19 protein-coding genes and 1 pseudogene are annotated in these 20,973 nt (G+C 53.1%); 15 read left to right on the top strand and 5 right to left on the bottom strand.

From position 1 onward, the window contains the following. Positions 1–8 precede the first annotated feature (8 nt). Positions 9–1,529: a methyl-accepting chemotaxis protein gene (locus OGY19_RS11565; RefSeq protein ID WP_048213331.1), complete on the bottom strand. Its 1,521-nt coding sequence runs from the start codon at positions 1,527–1,529 to the stop codon at positions 9–11. A gap of 430 nt (positions 1,530–1,959) precedes the next feature. On the opposite strand from OGY19_RS11565, the gene ygjG reads away from it, so the two are divergent. The 3 genes and pseudogenes from ygjG to OGY19_RS11550 all read left to right on the top strand — a co-directional run bounded on the left by ygjG (position 1,960) and on the right by OGY19_RS11550 (position 5,975). Next, positions 1,960–3,339: a putrescine aminotransferase gene (gene ygjG / locus OGY19_RS11560; RefSeq protein WP_168216430.1), complete on the top strand. Its 1,380-nt coding sequence runs from the start codon at positions 1,960–1,962 to the stop codon at positions 3,337–3,339. Between the two features lie 70 nt (positions 3,340–3,409). Continuing rightward, positions 3,410–3,811 (top strand): annotated as a pseudogene (locus tag OGY19_RS11555) (MGH1-like glycoside hydrolase domain-containing protein); the annotation flags it as partial. Positions 3,812–3,956: 145 nt separating this feature from the next. Then, on the top strand, positions 3,957–5,975 hold the full coding sequence (locus OGY19_RS11550; protein WP_116360758.1) for an NADPH-dependent 2,4-dienoyl-CoA reductase: 2,019 nt from the start codon (positions 3,957–3,959) through the stop codon (positions 5,973–5,975). 54 nt (positions 5,976–6,029) lie between these two features. Here OGY19_RS11550 and rlmG read toward each other — a convergent pair whose 3' ends face one another. Further along, positions 6,030–7,166: a 23S rRNA (guanine(1835)-N(2))-methyltransferase RlmG gene (rlmG, locus tag OGY19_RS11545; RefSeq protein WP_061068656.1), complete on the bottom strand. Its 1,137-nt coding sequence runs from the start codon at positions 7,164–7,166 to the stop codon at positions 6,030–6,032. A gap of 84 nt (positions 7,167–7,250) precedes the next feature. Here rlmG and OGY19_RS11540 point away from each other — a divergent pair, with 84 nt between their 5' ends. The 4 genes from OGY19_RS11540 (at position 7,251) to sstT (ending at position 11,548) form a co-directional block, all read left to right on the top strand. Beyond that, positions 7,251–7,754, top strand: a complete 504-nt coding sequence (locus OGY19_RS11540) for a M48 metallopeptidase family protein (RefSeq protein WP_048213335.1) — start codon at positions 7,251–7,253, stop codon at positions 7,752–7,754. Between the two features lie 69 nt (positions 7,755–7,823). Then, a complete protein-coding gene (locus tag OGY19_RS11535; RefSeq protein ID WP_115601429.1) occupies positions 7,824–8,822 on the top strand; it encodes a Gfo/Idh/MocA family protein in 999 nt (332 codons plus the stop codon). Positions 8,823–9,092: 270 nt separating this feature from the next. Next, complete coding sequence (locus tag OGY19_RS11530) at positions 9,093–10,061, top strand: TerC family protein (protein WP_048213337.1); 969 nt, start codon at positions 9,093–9,095, stop codon at positions 10,059–10,061. Between the two features lie 242 nt (positions 10,062–10,303). Then, a complete protein-coding gene (sstT, locus tag OGY19_RS11525) occupies positions 10,304–11,548 on the top strand; it encodes a serine/threonine transporter SstT (RefSeq protein WP_061068658.1) in 1,245 nt (414 codons plus the stop codon). A 14-nt stretch (positions 11,549–11,562) separates the two neighbouring features. Here the strand turns inward: sstT and OGY19_RS11520 are convergent, their stop codons facing one another. The 3 genes from OGY19_RS11520 to uxaC all read right to left on the bottom strand — a co-directional run bounded on the left by OGY19_RS11520 (position 11,563) and on the right by uxaC (position 15,312). Beyond that, positions 11,563–12,117, bottom strand: coding sequence for a YgjV family protein (locus OGY19_RS11520; RefSeq protein ID WP_115601428.1), 555 nt, complete (start codon positions 12,115–12,117; stop codon positions 11,563–11,565). Between the two features lie 134 nt (positions 12,118–12,251). Then, positions 12,252–13,739, bottom strand: a complete 1,488-nt coding sequence (locus OGY19_RS11515; protein ID WP_115601427.1) for a UxaA family hydrolase — start codon at positions 13,737–13,739, stop codon at positions 12,252–12,254. A 160-nt stretch (positions 13,740–13,899) separates the two neighbouring features. Continuing rightward, positions 13,900–15,312 carry a glucuronate isomerase gene (gene uxaC / locus OGY19_RS11510; RefSeq protein WP_048213341.1) on the bottom strand — a complete coding sequence of 471 codons (1,413 nt, stop codon included), beginning with the start codon at positions 15,310–15,312 and terminating at the stop codon, positions 13,900–13,902. 474 nt (positions 15,313–15,786) lie between these two features. Here uxaC and exuT point away from each other — a divergent pair, with 474 nt between their 5' ends. The 8 genes from exuT (at position 15,787) to OGY19_RS11470 (ending at position 20,951) form a co-directional block, all read left to right on the top strand. Continuing rightward, positions 15,787–17,088: a hexuronate transporter ExuT gene (gene exuT / locus OGY19_RS11505; protein ID WP_048213342.1), complete on the top strand. Its 1,302-nt coding sequence runs from the start codon at positions 15,787–15,789 to the stop codon at positions 17,086–17,088. 134 nt (positions 17,089–17,222) lie between these two features. Next, on the top strand, positions 17,223–17,999 hold the full coding sequence (gene exuR, locus OGY19_RS11500) for a transcriptional regulator ExuR (RefSeq protein ID WP_005131459.1): 777 nt from the start codon (positions 17,223–17,225) through the stop codon (positions 17,997–17,999). A gap of 349 nt (positions 18,000–18,348) precedes the next feature. Beyond that, positions 18,349–19,011: a DedA family general envelope maintenance protein YqjA gene (gene yqjA, locus OGY19_RS11495; protein ID WP_005131462.1), complete on the top strand. Its 663-nt coding sequence runs from the start codon at positions 18,349–18,351 to the stop codon at positions 19,009–19,011. Positions 19,012–19,014: 3 nt separating this feature from the next. Next, complete coding sequence (gene mzrA / locus OGY19_RS11490) at positions 19,015–19,398, top strand: EnvZ/OmpR regulon moderator MzrA (protein ID WP_048213343.1); 384 nt, start codon at positions 19,015–19,017, stop codon at positions 19,396–19,398. A 148-nt stretch (positions 19,399–19,546) separates the two neighbouring features. Further along, positions 19,547–19,915 (top strand): DUF1090 domain-containing protein, encoded by a 369-nt coding sequence (locus OGY19_RS11485; RefSeq protein WP_115601424.1) that lies wholly within the window; start codon positions 19,547–19,549, stop codon positions 19,913–19,915. Positions 19,916–19,948: 33 nt separating this feature from the next. Then, positions 19,949–20,254 carry an ElaB/YgaM/YqjD family protein gene (locus tag OGY19_RS11480; protein ID WP_003024832.1) on the top strand — a complete coding sequence of 102 codons (306 nt, stop codon included), beginning with the start codon at positions 19,949–19,951 and terminating at the stop codon, positions 20,252–20,254. Positions 20,255–20,256: 2 nt separating this feature from the next. Next, positions 20,257–20,652, top strand: coding sequence for a phage holin family protein (locus OGY19_RS11475; protein WP_048213345.1), 396 nt, complete (start codon positions 20,257–20,259; stop codon positions 20,650–20,652). After that, positions 20,652–20,951 carry a YqjK-like family protein gene (locus OGY19_RS11470; protein ID WP_048213346.1) on the top strand — a complete coding sequence of 100 codons (300 nt, stop codon included), beginning with the start codon at positions 20,652–20,654 and terminating at the stop codon, positions 20,949–20,951. Before OGY19_RS11475 ends, OGY19_RS11470 begins: the two co-directional genes overlap by 1 nt. Positions 20,952–20,973 lie beyond the last annotated feature (22 nt).

The following is a 20,973-nucleotide window of genomic DNA, read 5'->3' as shown; positions in this document are numbered from 1 at the left end:
GGTGAGAATTAATGCAGCACGGTCACCGCATCTTCCAGGCGACCGGCACGATGTTTCACCATTGCTGAAATCTGCGCGCTCTCTTCGACCAGTTCGGCATTTTTCTGCGTAATATTGCTCAACTCATTTACGGCACGGGTCAGGCTGGAAAGACCATCTGACTGCTCCAGCGTTGAATGGCTGATTTGAGCAATCAACTGCGTCACATTCTGGACCTGCGCCACAATATCATCCATTGTCCGCCCTGCGGCATGAACCTGATCGGAGCCGGACTGCACCTTGTCGGCGCTGGCATCAATCAGTTTACGGATGTCATTTGCTGCGCTTGCACTACGACTGGCAAGATGGCGTACCTCTCCGGCCACCACCGCAAATCCTTTTCCTTGTTCGCCAGCCCTGGCCGCTTCAACCGCCGCATTCAGCGCCAGAATATTTGTCTGGAAGGCGATATCGTTAATCAGGGTCGTGATAGTGCCGATCCGTTGGGTGCTGTTGGCAATATCGTCCATTGTTTTAATGACTGTATCCATCGCCTCACCGCCCTGTGTCGCTGCGCTGCTGGCGGCAATAGACAGCTTGTCAGCCGCCGCTGCTGTCGCAGAGTTTTGCTTCACCGATGCCGCCATCTGATTCATGGTGGTGACCGTTTCCTGCACATTTTCTACCGTCTGCTGCGTATGCTTGTTTAAATCATCGCTGCCTTTCGCCAGCGTTTCACTGTCGTTACGCACACAGCTGACCTGACTCGACACGTCATGAATAAGCCAACGGCACATTAACCCTAGCTGCCCCACCGCCCGTAGCATCAGACCCAGTTCATCGCTACGGTTAAGATGGGTCACGCTGTTGCGCTCACCGGTCGCGACTTTCAGTGCCTGCTGGGCAACATTCTCAATGGGGCGCACAATCTGCCATTCGAAAATAACCGTCGCCAGCATCATCACCAGCGCGCTCACCAACAGTTGCGGCCATTCAGCGCCCATCTGCTGTAGCGCAGTTGCCAGGATGACAAACATAAAAGCCATGACACTGCGTACCCGCCAGCGAACCGGAAGCGACGGGAGTTTACCCAACCAGCCTTTACGTACCACCAGCCCCTTATGGACGCGCCGATGACAACGGCCTTCATTGAGTGCTTTATATAAAGGTTCGACCGCCGCGATTTCCGCTTCCGTCGCCCGGGTACGGATCGACATATACCCGGTTACGCGTCCTTCCCGCACCATCGGCACCGCATTGGCCCTCACCCAGTAGTGATCGCCATTCTTCCGCCGGTTTTTCACAATACCGCTCCACGGTTCCCCCTGTTTCAGGGTGTACCACATATCCGCAAACGCCGCTTTCGGCATGTCCGGGTGACGAACCAGGTTGTGCGGCTGAGCAAGTAATTCATTCAGCTGATAGCCGCTGACCTGAACAAAGGTATCGTTCGCATGGGTGATATAGCTTTGTAAATCGGTGGTCGACATGAGGGTGATATCATCATCCAGCGGTGTATTTTGCTGACTAACGTAGGGATGAGAAGACATGGTTGCGTCCTGTGCAGGTTATCTGGTTGTTAACTCTTTCGGCTTATGTTATTTCGGCGCTAATCTTTTTAACTTTAGTTGTTAAATTTGATTTAGATCGCAATTTGCGATTAAACCTCAAAATTTGTATGTTTTCTAATTCATTGATTTAAAATACTTTCATTGCGTAACTATTCAATGCACCTTCACTCAGCGCACCGCAATAGTGCAATTTTTGCCCACTTTTAGCGCAATAACGCGTTTTTCTCGTCGGTTTTACGCGCGTAAACCTGGGCAAAATGCCAGCAAATGTTAATGTTTGAGATTAAATGTTGTACAAGCAAGATCTTCCCTGGTGTTTATCCCGATTTTCGTTAAGCGCGTCGGGATGGCGCAATCCCTGCAATACTTAATTCAGTATCATGTGATACGCGAGCTCCGGGAGCATATTTTGAACAGGTTACCTTCCAGCGCATCGGCTCTGGCCTGCAGCGCACACGCACTGAATCTCATCGAGAAGCGAACGCTTGATCATGAGGAAATGAAAGCACTAAACCGAGAGGTGATTGATTACTTCAAAGAGCATGTCAATCCGGGGTTCTTAGAGTATAGAAAATCTGTAACTGCCGGCGGGGATTACGGAGCCGTAGAGTGGCAAGCGGGAAGCCTGAATACGCTTGTCGACACCCAGGGACAGGAGTTTGTCGATTGCCTGGGAGGTTTTGGAATTTTCAACGTGGGGCACCGTAATCCAGTAGTGGTCTCCGCCGTACAGAATCAACTCGCGAAACAACCTCTGCACAGCCAGGAATTACTTGACCCATTACGGGCCATGCTGGCAAAAACGCTTGCTGCACTGGCTCCCGGAAAGCTGAAATACAGTTTCTTCAGTAACAGCGGGACCGAGTCGGTTGAAGCGGCGCTAAAACTGGCGAAAGCGTATCAATCGCCGCGCGGTAAATTTACATTTATTGCCACCAGCGGAGCCTTCCACGGTAAATCGCTGGGGTCGCTATCCGCCACCGCTAAATCAACCTTCCGCAAACCGTTTATGCCGCTGCTGCCGGGCTTCCGCCATGTTCCTTTTGGCGATATTGATGCCATGCGCACCGTCCTGAACGAATGCAAAAAGACCGGCGACGATGTTGCCGCCGTGATTCTGGAGCCAATCCAGGGGGAAGGAGGCGTGATCCTGCCGCCGCAAGGGTATTTAACCGCGGTACGTAAACTTTGCGATGAGTTTGGCGCGCTGATGATCCTCGACGAAGTGCAAACCGGCATGGGGCGCACCGGCAAGATGTTCGCCTGCGAACATGAAAACGTGCAGCCTGACATTCTGTGCCTGGCCAAGGCGCTTGGGGGTGGCGTAATGCCAATTGGCGCGACCATTGCCACAGAAGAAGTGTTCTCCGTCCTGTTCGACAATCCTTTCCTGCATACCACCACGTTCGGTGGCAACCCGCTCTCATGCGCGGCGGCGCTGGCGACCATTAACGTCCTGCTGGAGCAAAATTTACCCGCTCAGGCAGAGCAGAAAGGCGATATGTTGCTGGATGGCTTCCGTCACCTGGCGCGTGAATATCCGGATCTGGTACACGACGTTCGCGGCAAAGGCATGCTGATGGCGATTGAGTTTGTCGATAATGAGATTGGCTACAGCTTTGCCAGTGAAATGTTCCGTCAGCGAGTGCTGGTCGCCGGAACACTGAATAACGCGAAGACGATCCGTATTGAACCGCCGTTAACATTAACGATCGAGCAATGCGAACTGGTATTGCGATCAACCCGCAAAGCCCTGGCCGCATTACGGGTGAGCGTGGAGCAGGTCTAACCACTGCCGGATGGCGATACTAACGTATCTTATCCGGTCTACTAAAGGACCTCCTTTGTAGGCCGGTTAAGGACCGGAAGGCTGGTCACCGCTGTTTAACGGTGCGGCCACACAATCCCATGCGGATGCGGTAGTTAGCGTGATGCTCGATCCGAAAGAGTTCAACACATATGTCCCACTTGGCACCGCAGCACTGACCAATCCGGCCTTCGGCGCGGACATATACTGGCGCGGACGCGTCTGGGTGGATCAGTTCTGGTTCGGGCTAAAAGGGATGGCGCGTTATGGCTATCGCGCTGAAGCATTAAAACTGGCCGATACTTTCTTCCAGCATGCCAAAGGGCTGACGGCAGAAGGTCCAATTCAGGAAAACTACAACCCGTTGACCGGCGCACAGCAGGGCGCACCTAACTTCTCCTGGAGCGCGGCACATCTTTATATGCTGTATAACGATTTTCTTAAACAGCAGTAACGTCGATTGGCTCTCCTGAAAAGGAGAGCCTCTTTTTTGAATCCCATCACAATCACGGCATTCCCCTTTTCCCTTTTACGCGGCGACGGCTAAATTAGTAACTCATCCGACCACATAACAATAATTTTACATACTGGACACCTTTATGAGCTATCCGTCGCTGTTCGCCCCGCTCGATTTGGGATTCACCACGCTTAAAAACCGCGTGCTGATGGGTTCAATGCATACCGGTCTGGAAGAGTATCCTGATGGTGCAGAACGGCTGGCCGCGTTCTATGCTGAACGCGCTCGTCACGGCGTAGCCCTGATTGTGACCGGAGGAATTGCGCCCGCGTTATCGGGCGTGGGTATGGAAGGCGGGGCGATGCTGAACGACACCAGCCAGCTCGCACACCATCGCGTCATTACCGATGCGGTTCACGATGAAGGCGGGAAAATCGCCCTGCAAATCCTGCACACTGGTCGCTACAGCTATCAACCGCATCTGGTTGCGCCTTCAGCCATTCAGGCCCCTATTAACCGCTTTACGCCGCATGAGCTGACGCACGATGAAGTGCTGCAACTGATTGAAGATTTTGCCCATTGCGCCCAACTGGCGCGGGAAGCGGGCTACGATGGCGTGGAAGTGATGGGATCCGAAGGGTATCTGATCAACGAATTCCTGACTCTGCGCACCAATCAGCGTAATGATGAATGGGGCGGCGAGTATGCCAACCGCATGCGTTTTGCCGTTGAGGTGGTACGGGCGGTACGCCAGCGCGCCGGCAATGACTTTATCATTATCTTCCGCCTGTCGATGCTCGACCTGGTGGAAAACGGCGGAACCTTCGACGAAACCGTCCAGCTTGCACAGGCGATAGAAGCTGCAGGCGCCACCATTATTAACACCGGTATTGGCTGGCATGAGGCACGCATTCCCACTATCGCGACCCCGGTACCGCGCGGCGCGTTTAGTTGGGTGACGCGAAAGCTGAAAGGGCATGTGACGATCCCACTGGTTACCACCAACCGCATTAACGATCCTAAAGTCGCCGATGATATTCTGGCCCGTGGCGATGCCGATATGGTGTCGATGGCTCGCCCGTTCCTCGCCGATGCCGAACTGCTGTCAAAAGCGCAAAGCGGACGAGCGGATGAGATCAATACCTGTATCGGCTGTAACCAGGCCTGCCTGGATCAGATCTTCGTCGGCAAAGTCACCTCTTGCCTGGTCAATCCGCGCGCTTGCCATGAAACCAAAATGCCGATCGTTGCGGCCACTCAGCCGAAAAATCTGGCGGTGGTCGGCGCGGGCCCTGCGGGTCTCGCTTTCGCCATTAATGCCGCCGCGCGCGGGCATCACGTTACGCTGTTTGACGCATATGGCGAGATTGGCGGGCAGTTTAATATCGCCAAACAGATCCCCGGCAAGGAAGAATTCTATGAAACCCTGCGCTACTACCGCCGGATGATCGACGTGACTGGCGTAACGCTGAAACTGAATCACTTTGTCAGCGCACGCGATCTGCACACCTTCGACGAAGTGATCCTCGCCAGCGGGATCGAGCCGCGCATGCCGCCGATCGAGGGGATCGATCACCCTAAAGTGCTGAGCTATCTCGACGTCCTGCGCGATAAGACGCCAGTGGGTAAACGCGTGGCGATCATTGGCTGTGGCGGGATCGGTTTTGATACCGCCATGTATCTGAGCCAGCCTGGCGATCCCACCAGCCAGAACATTGCCGAGTTCTGCGTGGAATGGGGAATCGACACCAGTCTGCAACAGCCCGGCGGTTTACGTCCGGAAGGCCCACATCTACCCCGCAGCCCACGCCAGATAGTGATGTTGCAGCGTAAAGCCAGTAAACCAGGGCAAGGTTTAGGCAAAACAACGGGATGGATCCACCGTGCTACCCTGCTTTCACGCGGCGTAAAAATGATCCCGGCGGTGAGCTATCAGAAGATCGATGATGACGGGTTACACGTGATGATCAACGGCGAGCTACAGATCCTGAATGTGGATCACGTGGTGATTTGCGCCGGACAAGAGCCACGCCGTGAACTGGTCGATCCGCTGCACGCGGCAGGTAAAACTGTGCATCTGATCGGCGGCTGCGATGTGGCAATGGAACTGGATGCCCGACGCGCTATTGCACAAGGCACCCGACTGGCACTGGAAATTTAACGTCACGTCTTTCGTAGGCCGGATAAGGCGTTAGCCGCCATCCGGCACACGCGATTAGCGGCGACGACCAGTTTTGACCGCTTTCAGCACCACGAATTTATTATTGGTGGCGATGGTCACGCAGTTGCCGAAAATCTTCTTCAGCTTGTGGAAGTAGTCGAGGTGGCGGTTGGCCACGATGTACAGTTCACCATTGATTTTCAGGCAGCGGCGCGCGTGGTGGAACATCTCCCAGGCGATATTATCGGTCAACGCATGCTTCTGGTGGAACGGCGGGTTACACAACACAGCGTTAAAGCGGAAAGGCTCCACGCCAGACAGCGCGTTGTTGATCATAAACTCGCAGCGATCCAATGCTTCCGGCATGTTGCTTTCGACGTTCAGACGGCTGGAAGCGACCGCCATCGGCGATTCATCCACAAAGACCACGCTGGCTTGCGGGTTCTTCTCCAGCAAAGTCAGGCCAATCACACCGTTGCCACAACCGAGATCGACAATCTCGCCTTCGAGGTTTTCCGGCAGATGTTCCATAAAGAAGCGCGCACCAATATCCAGCCCGGTACGGGAGAAGACGTTGGCGTGGTTATGGATAGTCCACTCGGTGCCTTCCAGCTTCCAGCTCAACGTTTGCGAGGCAGCGGCCAGCTCAGGTTTGCTGAACGTACAGTTGATCAGACGGGCTTTTTTCCACGCCAGCGTCGTGGTGGTTGGCCCCAACACTTTTTCGAACAGCTCCAGCGTCGAGGTATGCACATCGCGCGCCTTCGCGCCCGCGATGATGCGCGTTTGTGGCGTCACCACTTCACGCAGCGCGCGCAGTTGCTGTTCCAGCAGCGCCATGGTTTTTGGCAGCTTAATCAGCACCACGCCCGGCGCCTGCGGATATTCAGCGGTGCTGTCGAGGAATTTGACGCTCGACTCGGCAATATCGTTGTGACGCAGGTTCTCGCGTGTGGCAAGCTCGCTGAGATAAGAGTCGCCAATGCTATACGGCGTATGTTCCGCCAGCGCACAGCCCAGCGCGCCGAAAGTATCATTCAGGAGAAGCACCGGGCCGCTAATCTCGGTATCGTCCAGCTGTTGCAGCAGATATTCATCTGCAGCTTCCCACGCCAGCAGCGGGTTAACGTCATCCGTCTCCGGGAAACGTTTAAGTGACAGCGAACGGAAACCGTTGTCTATGTGGCTCATCGGCCCTCCTGAATGGTAAAATTTCGGCGTATCCCTGAAAAGGGTGCGTGAGTATACACTTTTTATACTTTATATGGGGCACTAATGAGTCAGTTGACCTATCTGCAAGGCTACCCGGAGAATTTACTTTCCCAGGTTCGTACGCTGATTGCTGAACAGCGTCTGGGGGCGGTGCTGGAGAAGCGCTATCCGGGTACGCATGACTTCGCGACCGACAAAGCGCTCTGGCAATATACCCAGGATCTGAAAAATCAGTTTCTGCGAAACGCCCCGCCGCTGAATAAAGTCATGTATGACAGTAAGATACACGTGTTGAAAAATGCGCTGGGACTGCATACTGCCGTCTCCCGCGTGCAGGGCGGTAAGCTAAAGGCTAAAGCGGAGATCCGCGTCGCCACCGTGTTTCGCAATGCCCCCGAACCCTTTTTACGCATGATCGTCGTGCATGAACTGGCGCATCTGAAAGAAAAAGAGCACGACAAAGCGTTTTACCAGCTCTGCTGCCATATGGAGCCTCAGTATCACCAACTGGAGTTCGATACCCGCCTGTGGTTAACGCAACAATCGTTAAAGCAAACTGCGCCGTAGCGCACTGGCTTTGTCTTCAGGGCATGCTAAATTGACGCAAGGATCCCTTTTCGCAGCCTGAAGGCCTTTATGATACGTTTCGCAGTAATTGGCACAAACTGGATCACCCGCCAGTTTGTCGATGCCGCCCATGAAACCGGCAAATATAAGTTAACCGCAGTCTATTCCCGTAGCCTTGAGCAGGCGCAGACCTTCGCCAATGATTATCCCGTCGAGCATCTGTTTACCTCGCTGGAGGCAATGGCGCAAAGCGACGCGATTGATGCTGTTTACATTGCCAGTCCGAACTCTCTGCACTTCCCGCAGACAACGCTGTTTCTACAGCACAAAAAGCATGTCATTTGCGAGAAACCGCTGGCCTCAAACCTGGCGCAAGCCGAAGCCGCTATCGCCTGCGCGCGTGAAAACCAGGTGGTGCTGTTTGAAGCATTTAAGACCGCCAGCCTGCCTAACTTCCTGCTGTTACAGGAATCTCTTCCCAAAGTTGGAAGAATCAGAAAAGCGTTTATCAATTACTGCCAGTACTCCTCGCGTTACCAGCGCTATCTCGACGGTGAAAATCCCAATACGTTTAATCCGGCGTTCTCCAATGGCTCGATTATGGATATCGGTTTTTACTGCCTGGCCTCGGCGGTTGCGCTATGGGGTGAGCCAAAAAGCGTTCAGGCCAGCGCCAGCCTGCTGGAGAGCGGTGTGGATGCCCACGGCGTGGTGGTGCTGAATTACGGCGATTTTAGCGTCACGTTGCAGCACTCGAAAGTCAGTGATTCCGTACTGGCCAGCGAAATTCAGGGCGAATCAGGGTCACTGGTTATCGAGAAGATTTCCGAGTGTCAGAAAGTGTGCTTTATTCCGCGCGGGGGCAAAACGCAGGATCTTACGGTGCCTCAGCACATCAATACTATGCTTTATGAGGCAGAGGCGTTTGCTCATTTGGTTGAATCCGGCGAAGTGGATCACCCGGCACTGGCCGTCAGCCGTATCACCGCTAAACTGCAAACGGAAATTCGCCGCCAGACCGGTGTAGTTTTCCCGGCAGACGAAACGGTAATCCCGCTGACTGCGTAAATGTGTGTAAAACGAATGTTGCAGGCCATTGACTGAATGCATGGCCTGTAATATTTTGTAACCCGCAAAGGGGAGTAACTTCGTTGTCGGTTGATCGTCATTACGATGTGTGAAAAACCACATCCGGTCACCGGGCGATAACAAAGGAATACGCCATCGTATTCCTTTGTTGTTGTAAGTGAGACCTTGCCGAATGGCAAGGTCTATGCATAAAAAGCAGCGGCTAACGTCATTCGGCGTTGGCCGTTTTTTTATGCATGGGGAAATAAAATGAATACTGTCGGCACACCGTTGTTATGGGGTGGCTTCGCTGTTGTGGTGGTCATTATGCTGGCCATTGACCTGCTGTTGCAGGGTCGTCGTGGCGCGCACACGATGTCGATGAAGCAGGCTGCGGCCTGGTCAATCGTCTGGGTAACGTTGTCGTTGCTGTTTAACGCGGCATTCTGGTGGTACCTGGCTGAGACTCAGGGCCGCGCCGTTGCCGACCCGCAGGCGCTGGCGTTCCTTACCGGCTATTTAATTGAAAAATCGCTGGCAGTAGATAACGTCTTTGTCTGGCTGATGCTGTTCAGCTACTTCTCCGTCCCCCCTGCATTGCAGCGTCGGGTACTGGTGTATGGCGTACTGGGTGCGATTGTATTACGTACGATCATGATCTTCACGGGCAGTTGGCTTATCGCCCAGTTTGAGTGGCTGCTGTACGTGTTCGGCGCGTTCCTGCTGTTTACCGGCGTGAAGATGGCGCTGGCGAAAGAAGACGCTTCCGGTATTGGCGACAAACCCTTAGTGCGTTGGCTGCGCGGCCATTTACGTATGACCGATACCATTGAAGACGAAAAATTCTTTGTGCGTAAAAACGGTCTGCTATTTGCGACGCCGCTGATGCTGGTATTGATCCTGGTTGAGCTGAGCGACGTGATTTTCGCCGTCGACAGTATTCCGGCAATCTTCGCCGTCACCACCGATCCGTTCATCGTGTTGACCTCGAACCTGTTTGCTATTTTAGGTCTGCGCGCGATGTACTTCCTGCTGGCAGGTGTGGCGGAGCGTTTCTCCATGCTGAAGTACGGTCTGGCGGTCATCCTGGTGTTTATCGGTATCAAGATGCTGATCGTCGATTTCTACCATATCCCGATCGCTATTTCGTTAGGCGTAGTGTTCGGTATTCTGTTTGTAACGCTGATTGTGAACGCGTGGGTCAACCACCAGCACGATAAAAAGCAACAAATACAGTAAGGTTATCTGCTAGCTGAAAAGCCCGACGGCACACTATGTGCGTCGGGCTTTTTGTTTATCATGTCAAAATAATGTTAACCCAAAGTTATAAAATATGATCTCAACGCGGAATCCAGCATATTTCTCTTCCCGAAGCTTTATCTTTCCTTATACTCAACCAGGCAAACACTTTGTTACATCCAGAAAGATGCGTCATGAGAACGCACAATGGATGAGCAACAACACAATCAAAGGATCACGACATGACTACGCAACGTTCATCGGGGCTACTCTTGCGTTTGGCGCAAGGGAGCCTGGTTAAACAAATTTTGGTAGGTTTGGTACTGGGGATTTTACTCGCACTGGTGTCAAAACCTGCGGCAGAAGCCGTTGGTCTGCTGGGTACGCTGTTCGTCGGCGCATTAAAAGCCGTCGCGCCAATTCTGGTTTTGATGCTGGTCATGGCCTCTATCGCCAACCACCAGCACGGGCAAAAAACCAACATCCGCCCCATCCTGTTCCTCTACCTGCTCGGAACGTTTTCAGCCGCGTTAGCAGCCGTCGTCTTCAGCTTCGCCTTCCCGTCGACACTGCACCTTTCCAGCAGCGCTGGCGATATCGTGCCGCCATCCGGTATTGTTGAAGTGATGCGTAGCCTGCTGATGAGCATGGTTTCCAACCCAATTGACGCCCTGCTTAACGCCAACTATATCGGTATTCTGGTCTGGGCCGTCGGTCTGGGCTTTGCGTTGCGCCACGGTAATGAAACGACCAAAAATCTGGTCAATGATATGTCCAACGCCGTTACCTTTATGGTGAAGCTGGTGATCCGCTTCGCCCCGATCGGCATCTTCGGCCTGGTCTCCTCCACGCTGGCAACCACCGGTTTTGCCACGCTGTGGGGCTACGCGCAGCTGCTGACCGTACTGGTCGGTTGTATGCTGTTGGTGGCGCTGGTGGTCAACCCGCTGCTGGTATTCTGGAAAATTCGCCGTAACCCGTATCCGCTGGTGCTGGCCTGTCTGCGCGAAAGCGGCGTGTACGCTTTCTTTACCCGTAGCTCTGCCGCCAACATTCCGGTGAATATGGCGCTGTGTGAAAAGCTGAATCTGGACCGTGATACCTACTCGGTATCTATCCCACTGGGCGCCACCATCAATATGGCGGGCGCGGCGATCACCATTACGGTGCTGACGCTGGCGGCGGTGAATACGCTGGGAGTCCCGGTTGATTTACCGACGGCGCTGTTACTGAGCGTGGTGGCGTCGCTGTGCGCCTGCGGCGCATCGGGCGTAGCGGGTGGCTCCCTGCTGCTGATCCCGCTGGCGTGCAATATGTTCGGTATCCCGAATGACATCGCCATGCAGGTGGTGGCCGTTGGCTTTATCATCGGTGTATTGCAGGACTCCTGTGAAACGGCGCTGAACTCTTCTACTGACGTGCTGTTTACCGCAGCAGCCTGCCAGGCTGAAGACGAACGTCTGGCAAATAACGCCCTGCGCGGCTAATCACAGCCCCTCCGTCATCGGGCGGAGGGCTTTTCTTGCTGTACGCTTTTTTCAATTTTGAACGGATCAATTCCGCGCTTTTGCATCCGCCGAAAGCGGATAATGTTCAGGCCGTTCATCACCAGAAAGCTGCCTTCGATCATCGTCCCGCCAATCGATCCTAACCAGAAATTATGAACAACCCAGCAGGCGGTTGCACACCACATCACACAGCGCACGGTTAGCCCTTTGCAACGAAACAGTGCCCAGGTACTGGCAAGCGTGCCAATAATAGGCAGTAGCTCCATAGCATGCTGCAATTTTGCCAACCCAAGAACCAGCGTGAGGAGAATAAAAACGGTCATTACCCACAGTTTGCGGGTATGCATTGAGACCAGGGTACGTACGGTATTAAGCTCAGCGCTCATTCCCGCGGGCCAGGCCCCCATCAGGAAAAAATGCACGCCAATGGTGGCGCTATAGACGGCGAGCTGTAGCCGGAACCGGCGCTCGTCACGATTAAAAAAAGTGGTAATACCGATCAGAAAGGCGATGACACCTACACCCTGGGCCAGCCAATACGCGGTCATGCAAGCAACCCCAACTCCATTTTGTAGGCCGGATAAGGCGTGTTCGCCACCATCCGGCAACGGTTTGTGCCTGATGGCGCTACGCTTATCAGGCCTACGGTTTGCGCAGACCTGCAGGCACCATCAGGGATTTATTACAGCGTCACTCCCGACTTAAACAGCGCGAGTTCCCGGAAATCGTTGCGCTCATTGCAGGTTTGCTTGCCGTTAGCAAACTCAACGATGGTATCGACAAACTCGTTCAGCAATTGCGGCATCGCTTTACCGTGGATTAGCTGCCCGGCATCAAAATCGATCCAATGCTTTTTCTTCGCGGCCAGCTCGCTGTTGGTCGCGATTTTCACCGTCGGTACAAAACCGCCGTACGGTGTACCGCGCCCGGTACTGAACAACACCATATGACAGCCGGCCCCCGCCAACGCACTGGTCGCAACGGCGTCATTACCCGGAGCACTTAACAGATTCAGACCAGGCGTTTTCAGGCGTTCACCGTAGCGTAGTACATCGACAACTTTGCTGGAACCCGCTTTCTGTGTACAGCCCAGTGATTTATCTTCCAGCGTGGTGATACCACCCGCTTTGTTCCCCGGCGATGGGTTCTCGTAGATCGGCTGGTCGTGAGCAATGAAGTATTGCTTGAAGTCATTGACCATGGTCACCAGCTTATCGAAGGTTTCTTCATCGCGGCAGTGGTCCATTAATAGCTGCTCGGCACCGAACATCTCCGGAACTTCAGTCAGCACGGTAGTCCCGCCGTTGGCGATCACGTAGTCAGAGAAACGTCCCAGCATCGGGTTAGCGGTGATCCCGGACAAGCCGTCAGATCCGCCACATTCCAGACCAAACTTCAGCTCGCCGAGCTTACCCGGCTCGCGCTTATCGTTACGCATCACGTTGTACAGCTGATGGAGATGTTCAATCCCTGCTTCCACTTCGTCTTCCTGATGCTGGCAGACCATAAAGTGAACGCGGTCAGGATCATACTCCCCTAACGTTTCGCGGAAAGCATCCACCTGGTTGTTTTCACAACCGAGGCCAACCACCAGCACCGCCCCCGCATTCGGGTGACGCACCATGTTTTGCAGCATGGTGCGAGTGTTGATGTGGTCATCGCCAAGCTGTGAACAGCCGTAGGTGTGGCTGAAGAGATGCACGCCGTCGATACCGTCAGCGTCATTCGTTTCTTTCAGGAAACGGTTCTGCATCTGGCGCGCCATGGCGTTGACGCAGCCTACGGTTGGCAGGATCCACAGTTCATTACGCACCCCAACGTCACCGTTCGCGCGACGATAAATCTGCACATCGCGATCGGCAGGTTGCGCGACTTCCGGCTGGAAATCAGGTTGGTAGCGATACGTGTCCAGGTCGCTCAGATTGGTGCGCGTGTTATGAGCATGAATATGCTCACCCGCCGCAACGTCCGCCAGCGTATGGCCGATTGGCAAACCGTATTTAATGACGTTTTCGCCTTTCGCAATATCGCGTAAAGCGAATTTATGACCGCGAGTCACCGCCTGGCTCAGGGTGACGACCTGACCATCAACGGTAACTTCCATCCCTTCAGCCAAATCAGCGAGCGCTACCGCGACGTTATCCAGCGCATGGATCTTGATGTATTGCATATCAACCCGGACCTTAGAGCCTATCTCAGTAGGCGTATATTGTCGCAGCCAGTTTGGACACGGACAGCGCGCAAAAACCGGAGCGTACACGCAGTACGTGAGGATTTTGAGCACTGCCCAGGTTCAAACTGGCAAGTAAAATAGCCTAATGGATAGGCTCTTAGTTCAGTTCAATGGCGAAGTAATCACGCGCATTGTTGAAGCAAATATTTCTCACCATCTCACCCAGCAGCTGGATGTCGGCAGGTGCTTCACCGGCGGCAACCCAACGGCCAATCATCTGGCACAGAATACGGCGGAAGTATTCATGGCGCGTGTAAGACAGGAAGCTGCGGCTATCAGTCAGCATACCCACAAAACGGCTCAGCAGACCGAGCTGTGCCAGTTGGGTCATCTGACGTTCCATCCCGTCTTTCTGGTCGTTGAACCACCAGCCGGAACCGAACTGCATTTTGCCCGGCATACCTTCGCCCTGGAAGTTACCGATCATGGTGCCCAGCACTTCGTTATCGCGCGGGTTCAGGCAGTACAGGATGGTTTTCGGCAGCAGGTTCTGTTCATTCTGCTTGCTTAGCAGTTTGGACAGTTCTTCAGCCATCGGACGATCGTTAATGGAGTCGAAACCGACATCCGCGCCCAGCAGTTTGAACTGACGCAGGTTGTTATTACGCAGTGCGCCAATGTGGTACTGCTGCACCCATTCGCGACGTGCGTATTCAGCGCCAAGGAACACCAGTACGGCAGTTTTGAACTGGGCAACTTCATGCTCGCTCAGAGTTTCACCCGCCAGACGACGCGCCAGGATGTTATCCAGTTCAGCTTCGTTAGACTCGGCAAACAACACCACATCCAGCGCATGGTCGGAGACTTTACAGCCGTGCGCAGCAAAGTGATCAAGACGTTTGGTCAGCGCGGTTTGCAGGTCGGTAAAGCGGCGGATCTCGGTGTCAGACACTTCACCGAGCTTCGCCATGTAATCGTTAAAGGTCGCCAGTTCAATGTTGAAGGCTTTATCCGGACGCCAGCTTGGCAGCACTTTGATAGCAAAGGTGCTGTCTTTCGCGACCGCTGCGTGATGCTCCAGAGAATCGATCGGGTCATCGGTGGTGCCGACCATTTTCACATTCATCTGCTGCATGATTCCACGTGCGGAAAACCGATCCTGCGCCAGCAATTCGTTGCACTGATTCCAGATTTCATCGGCAGTTGCAGGAGACAACAGCTTACCTGTAATACCAAATGGGCGACGCAGTTCAAGATGCGTCCAGTGGTAGAGCGGGTTACCGATGGTGTGTGGGACCGTCGCGGCCCATGCATCAAACTTCTCGCGATCGGACGCATCACCGGTACACAAGCGTTCAGCGACGCCGTTAGTGCGCATGGCGCGCCACTTGTAGTGATCACCTTTCAGCCAGATGTCATACAGGTTATTAAAACGGTAGTTATCCGCGATTTGTTGCGGCGGCAAATGGCAGTGGTAGTCGAAGATTGGCTGGTCTTTAGCGTAATCATGATACAGACGGCGGGCAAATTCGGTATCCAGCAGGAAATCTTCAGTCATAAACGGGGTCATTATCGTCTTCCTCTCAGCGAGTGCGTCAGATTGCTTATGTTTTGATGTTGTCAAAGTTATCACACCAATTTCCATACGCTGAAGATATTTTCGTGAGTTAGATCAACAAATGATGACAAAAAAATTACTCTCAAAGAGGTAAAACTCACGGCAAGCCGCGCCAGCACTGGCTTTGCTGAATCGAATTAATGACCACACGAAGATTCACACTTTTGTGATGGCACTCACCTTTTAAAGCTGTATGACAAGTTATCTTTTTGCCGTCGCGATACATAAGCCGACGGAATGCAAATTACCGATGGTCCGCCATCGGATTGACCGGTACGGAAACCGAATTAGCACAATCATTGACATGGCAAAGTTCGGGGCAGTGCCGGTTTTTTTTCGGTCACGCCCTTCGTAAAAGAACATCCTCCGCCCTGGACTGGAAGATGACCGCTCGTTAGCGGACATAACAAAACGATGAGGTTTTACATGCGTAAAATTAAAGGGTTACGTTGGTACATGATTGCACTGGTGACGCTTGGCACCGTGCTGGGTTACCTGACACGTAACACTGTGGCGGCAGCTGCGCCAACTCTGATGGAAGAGTTACACATCTCCACTCAACAGTATTCCTATATCATCGCAGCGTATTCTGCTGCTTACACCGTAATGCAACCCGTTGCTGGCTACGTGCTGGATGTGCTCGGCACCAAAGTAGGCTACGCGATGTTCGCCGTTCTGTGGGCCGTCTTCTGTGGTGCCACGGCTCTGGCTGGTAGCTGGGGTGGACTGGCACTGGCACGAGGCGCAGTCGGTGCCGCAGAAGCCGCGATGATCCCTGCGGGTCTGAAAGCCAGTTCAGAATGGTTCCCGGCAAAAGAGCGTTCGATTGCCGTAGGTTACTTTAACGTCGGCTCTTCTATTGGCGCGATGATCGCTCCGCCGCTGGTCGTGTGGGCTATCGTCATGCACAGCTGGCAGATGGCGTTCATTATTTCTGGTGCCCTGAGCTTCATCTGGGCGATGTCCTGGCTTGTCTTCTATAAGCACCCGCGCGACCAGAAAAAACTGTCTGACGAAGAGCGTGATTACATCCTTAACGGTCAGGAATCACAGCATAAAAACAGCACAGCGAAGAAAATGTCGCTTGGCCAGATCCTGCGTAACCGCCAGTTCTGGGGTATCGCACTGCCACGTTTTCTGGCAGAACCAGCCTGGGGGACATTCAACGCCTGGATCCCGCTGTTCATGTTTAAAGTCTACGGCTTTAACCTGAAAGAGATTGCGATGTTCGCGTGGATGCCAATGCTGTTCGCTGACCTGGGCTGTATCATCGGGGGTTACTTACCGCCACTGTTCCAGCGCTGGTTCGGCGTAAACCTGATCGTGTCCCGTAAAATGGTCGTCACCATGGGTGCACTGCTGATGATTGGCCCAGGGATGATTGGTCTGTTTACCAGCCCGTATATTGCTATTGCCCTGCTGTGCGTCGGTGGTTTTGCTCACCAGGCACTGTCTGGCGCGCTGATTACGCTCTCTTCTGACGTATTTGGCCGCAATGAGGTCGCGACAGCTAACGGCCTGACGGGGATGTCAGCCTGGCTGGCGAGTACTCTGTTTGCCCTGGTCGTTGGCGCCCTGGCTGATACCATCGGCTTTAGCCCGCTGTTCGCCGTACTGGCAGTATTCGACCTGCTCGGTGCGTTAGTCATCTGGACGGTACTGCAGAACAAATCGGCAAGCGAGATTGATTCAGGTCCGCAAACCGGCTCTCCCGCTACGCAAAATTAACCTGACGCTAGTCGTCATAGGTATATAATGCAGAGCCGCCAGTTAACTGGCGGCTTTTTTGTCGGTGCGAGTAGAGCCGCCATCGCAAAAGTGGTATAACAAATATAGTCTGCTGTATCATGCCTGGAGTGCATATGGAAATCACTGAACCACGACGTTTGTACCAACAACTTGCTGCCGATCTAAAAGAACGCATCGAGCAAGGCGTCTATCTGGTGGGCGATAAACTTCCCGCCGAGCGCTTTATTGCCGATGAAAAGAATGTCAGCCGTACCGTGGTTCGTGAAGCGATTATCATGCTCGAGGTTGAAGGCTACGTTGAGGTGCGTAAAGGATCAGGTATCCACGTCATCTCTAACCAACCCAAACATTATGTTGCTCCCGACGAAGGTCTGGAATTCGCCAGCTACGGTCCTTTTGAATTGCTGCAAGCGCGTCAGCTTATTGAGAGCAACATCGCCGAGTTTGCCGCCACCCAGGTGACCAAGCAGGACATCATGAAACTGATGGAAATCCAGGAGAAGTCGCGCAACGAAAAAAGCTTTCGTGACTCCGAATGGGACCTGCAGTTCCATGTTCAGGTCGCGCTAGCGACGCAAAACTCAGCTCTGGCCGCCATTGTTGAAAAAATGTGGACTCAGCGCGTTCACAACCCCTACTGGAAGAAATTGCACGATCACATTGATCTGCGCACGGTAGACAACTGGTGTGATGACCATGACCAGATCCTGCGGGCATTAATTCGCAAAGATCCGCATGCAGCCAAGCTGGCGATGTGGCAGCACCTTGAGAACACGAAACAGATGCTGTTTAACGAAACCAGCGATGATTTCGAGTTCAACGCGGATCGTTACCTTTTCACGGAAAATCCGGTCGTTCATCTGGATACCGCGGCAAACAGCACAAAATAAACGTTCTGACTTTCACAGGCGCGATAACAGCGCCTGTTTCTGACACTCAGTAAGCATTAGGTATAAAGTGTCAGCCTGTGTAAATCCTCTCGCCTCACTCCCTTGCGATCAGCAAAATCAGAGTTCAACCACCGTAATTTATATAACGGACAACGTTGACCTTTGTTACAATTAGATGCTATTTGAATTTTTATGTTTGAGAGCTTGCTTACTTCACAACTTTACAGGGAATAGTTCAGGCCGTGAATTTGTGTCAGACCGCGAACCATGTAAAAAACACCAATAAAATTGCGGCGTTACAAACTCCAGAAAACCGGCATGACAACAACCGATTCTCCAGGAATATTGAATGGAACTACTGACTCAATTATTGAATGCTTTATGGGCTCAGGATTTTGAAACTCTGGCCAATCCTTCCATGATTGGTATGCTGTATTTTGTACTGTTTACAATTTTGTTTCTGGAAAATGGGTTGCTACCCGCGGCCTTTTTACCTGGTGACAGTTTGCTGGTACTGGTCGGCGTTCTTATTGCCAAAGGCGCAATGGGTTTTCCGCAAACGGTACTGCTACTCACCACCGCAGCCAGCCTCGGTTGTTGGCTCAGCTATATTCAGGGCCGATGGTTGGGTAATACCCGCACGGTGCAGAACTGGCTTTCACATCTTCCGGCTCATTATCACCAACGCGCGCATCATCTTTTCCACAAGCATGGCTTATCCGCGCTGTTGGTCGGTCGCTTCATTGCGTTCGTCAGAACATTACTGCCGACCATTGCCGGGCTGTCAGGCCTGAATAATGCGCGTTTTCAGTTCTTCAACTGGATGAGCGGGCTATTGTGGGTACTGATTCTGACCACGCTAGGCTATCTACTGGGCAAAACACCTGTTTTTCTTAAGTATGAAGATCAGCTCATGTCCTGCCTGATGCTGCTTCCTGTCGTATTACTGGTGGTTGGCCTGGCCGGTTCACTGGTTGTACTCTGGAAAAAGAAATACGGGAACCGAGGGTAAATTATGCTGAAATCACGCATAACGATCCGACGACTGGCCTGGTCCACCACCTTTATGTTGTTTATCGGCGCGCTGCTCCTGACCTGGTCGGTCATCCGCCAGCAGGAGTCAACGCTTGCCATTCGTGCTGTAAACCAGGGAGCCAGCATGCCTGATGGCTTCTCTATCTGGCATCACCTGGACGCCAACGGCATTCGCTTTAAAAGCATTACTCCACAAAATGACGCGCTGCTGATCACCTTTGATTCCAGCGCGCAGAGCGCAGCCGCAAAGGTCGTGCTGGACCGAACGTTGCCACACGGCTTCGTTATCGCTCAACAGGATGATGACAATCAGGCAGTGCAGTGGTTATCTCGTTTACGGGATACACCGCACCGCTTTGGTTAATCTCCAGGAATCTGAATTAGATCACTCACTTTGGTGATTTCACCGTTTAGTGCCTATGATTAATAAACTGAAGTTATGACCTACAGCTTTATTATTCTGGAGCATCGACCACAAAACATCGGGTCGCATCACAATGGAAGGTTCAAGAATGAAATACCACATCGCTTTGGCCATTAGCCTTTTCGCACTCAGCGCCGGCAGCTACGCGTCCACCCTCTGTCAGGAAAAAGAACAAGATATTCAGCGGGAAATTAGTTATGCCGAAAAGCACAATAATCAGAGCCGCATCAATGGGTTAAACAAAGCGCTTAGTGAAGTTCGGGCAAACTGTACTGACAGCAAACTGCGCGCGAATCACCAGAAAAAAATCGCAGAGCAGAAAAATGAGATAGCCGAACGTCAGCGTGATTTAGCCGAAGCTAAGCAAAAAGGCGATGCTGATAAAATCGCAAAACGCGAACGTAAGCTTGCAGAAGCTCAGAAAGAGCTGAAAGAACTTGAGACCCGCGATTACTAAGTAAGGTAACTACCCACTCACCTGGAGAAAACTATGTCAAAAGATAACGCTACGGAAAATCTGCGCGCTGAACTGAAATCCCTTGCGGATACGCTCGAAGAAGTACTGAGCTCCTCTGGCGATAAGTCGAAGGAAGAGATGAGTAAAATTCGCAGCAAAGCCGAACATGCGCTGCGCGAGAGCCGCCATCGTCTGAGCGAGACCAGCGATGTGATTGCTAAGCAAACCCGTGAAGCGGCCGCTAAAGCCGACAACTATGTGCGCGAAAACCCATGGACAGGCGTCGGCATTGGCGCTGCGGTCGGTGTGGTGCTTGGTGTACTGCTGTCGCGCCGCTAACAATGGCTGACTCTCAACACGCACAAGGTCCAGGCAAAAGCGTCCTGGGGATTGGACAACGGGTCCTGACGATTTTTGTTGAGATCGTAGAGACGCGGCTGCGGTTGGCCGTCGTTGAGCTGGAAGAGGAAAAAGCCAATCTCATCCAGATCCTGCTGATGCTTGGGCTGACCATGCTGTTTGCGGCGTTTGGTCTGATGAGCCTGATGGTGCTTATCATCTGGGCCATCGACCCTCAATATCGCCTGAACGCCATGATTGCCACTACCGTTGTGCTGTTGCTTTTAGCGCTTATCGGTGGGCTATGGACGTTGCGAAAAGCGCGTAAAACAACGCTGCTGCGCCATACGCGCAATGAACTCGCTAACGACAGGAAGGCCCTGGAGGATGATGCATAATGAGCAGTAAAGTCGAACGTCTACAGCGTAAGGCGCAACTGCTTGGACAGATCCAGCAGCAACGGCTGGATCTGTCAGCCACTCGCCGCGACTGGCTGGAGGCTACTGAAGTCTACGATCGCGGCTGGAAAACGCTGTTGAACCTGCGTGGTTGGGTGTTAGTCGGGAGCAGTATTATGGCGGTTCGCACCATCCGTAATCCGAACCTGCTGGTACGCTGGGCCAAACGCGGCTTTAGCGCCTGGAGCATCTGGCGTCTGGTGAAATCGACCATCAGACAACAGCAGTTGCGCGGCTGATCCCCTCACCTTCCACCTAACC

Origin of the sequence: Citrobacter sp. Cy070 (assembly GCF_030332245.1) — a bacterium.
In the GTDB taxonomy this organism is placed as follows: Bacteria; Pseudomonadota; Gammaproteobacteria; order Enterobacterales; family Enterobacteriaceae; genus Citrobacter; species Citrobacter youngae.
This window is presented reverse-complemented; position numbering and strand designations above follow the sequence as displayed.

What these genes read in the sequence shown, in the direction of transcription:
- OGY19_RS11565 (WP_048213331.1), bottom strand. Translation starts at nt 1,529, where the DNA reads ATGTCTTCTCATCCCTACGTTAGTCAGCAAAATACACCGCTGGATGAT.
- OGY19_RS11550 (WP_116360758.1), top strand. Translation starts at nt 3,957, where the DNA reads ATGAGCTATCCGTCGCTGTTCGCCCCGCTCGATTTGGGATTCACCACG.
- rlmG (WP_061068656.1), bottom strand. Translation starts at nt 7,166, where the DNA reads ATGAGCCACATAGACAACGGTTTCCGTTCGCTGTCACTTAAACGTTTC.
- OGY19_RS11540 (WP_048213335.1), top strand. Translation starts at nt 7,251, where the DNA reads ATGAGTCAGTTGACCTATCTGCAAGGCTACCCGGAGAATTTACTTTCC.
- OGY19_RS11535 (WP_115601429.1), top strand. Translation starts at nt 7,824, where the DNA reads ATGATACGTTTCGCAGTAATTGGCACAAACTGGATCACCCGCCAGTTT.
- OGY19_RS11530 (WP_048213337.1), top strand. Translation starts at nt 9,093, where the DNA reads ATGAATACTGTCGGCACACCGTTGTTATGGGGTGGCTTCGCTGTTGTG.
- sstT (WP_061068658.1), top strand. Translation starts at nt 10,304, where the DNA reads ATGACTACGCAACGTTCATCGGGGCTACTCTTGCGTTTGGCGCAAGGG.
- OGY19_RS11520 (WP_115601428.1), bottom strand. Translation starts at nt 12,117, where the DNA reads ATGACCGCGTATTGGCTGGCCCAGGGTGTAGGTGTCATCGCCTTTCTG.
- OGY19_RS11515 (WP_115601427.1), bottom strand. Translation starts at nt 13,739, where the DNA reads ATGCAATACATCAAGATCCATGCGCTGGATAACGTCGCGGTAGCGCTC.
- uxaC (WP_048213341.1), bottom strand. Translation starts at nt 15,312, where the DNA reads ATGACCCCGTTTATGACTGAAGATTTCCTGCTGGATACCGAATTTGCC.
- exuT (WP_048213342.1), top strand. Translation starts at nt 15,787, where the DNA reads ATGCGTAAAATTAAAGGGTTACGTTGGTACATGATTGCACTGGTGACG.
- exuR (WP_005131459.1), top strand. Translation starts at nt 17,223, where the DNA reads ATGGAAATCACTGAACCACGACGTTTGTACCAACAACTTGCTGCCGAT.
- yqjA (WP_005131462.1), top strand. Translation starts at nt 18,349, where the DNA reads ATGGAACTACTGACTCAATTATTGAATGCTTTATGGGCTCAGGATTTT.
- mzrA (WP_048213343.1), top strand. Translation starts at nt 19,015, where the DNA reads ATGCTGAAATCACGCATAACGATCCGACGACTGGCCTGGTCCACCACC.
- OGY19_RS11485 (WP_115601424.1), top strand. Translation starts at nt 19,547, where the DNA reads ATGAAATACCACATCGCTTTGGCCATTAGCCTTTTCGCACTCAGCGCC.
- OGY19_RS11480 (WP_003024832.1), top strand. Translation starts at nt 19,949, where the DNA reads ATGTCAAAAGATAACGCTACGGAAAATCTGCGCGCTGAACTGAAATCC.
- OGY19_RS11475 (WP_048213345.1), top strand. Translation starts at nt 20,257, where the DNA reads ATGGCTGACTCTCAACACGCACAAGGTCCAGGCAAAAGCGTCCTGGGG.
- OGY19_RS11470 (WP_048213346.1), top strand. Translation starts at nt 20,652, where the DNA reads ATGAGCAGTAAAGTCGAACGTCTACAGCGTAAGGCGCAACTGCTTGGA.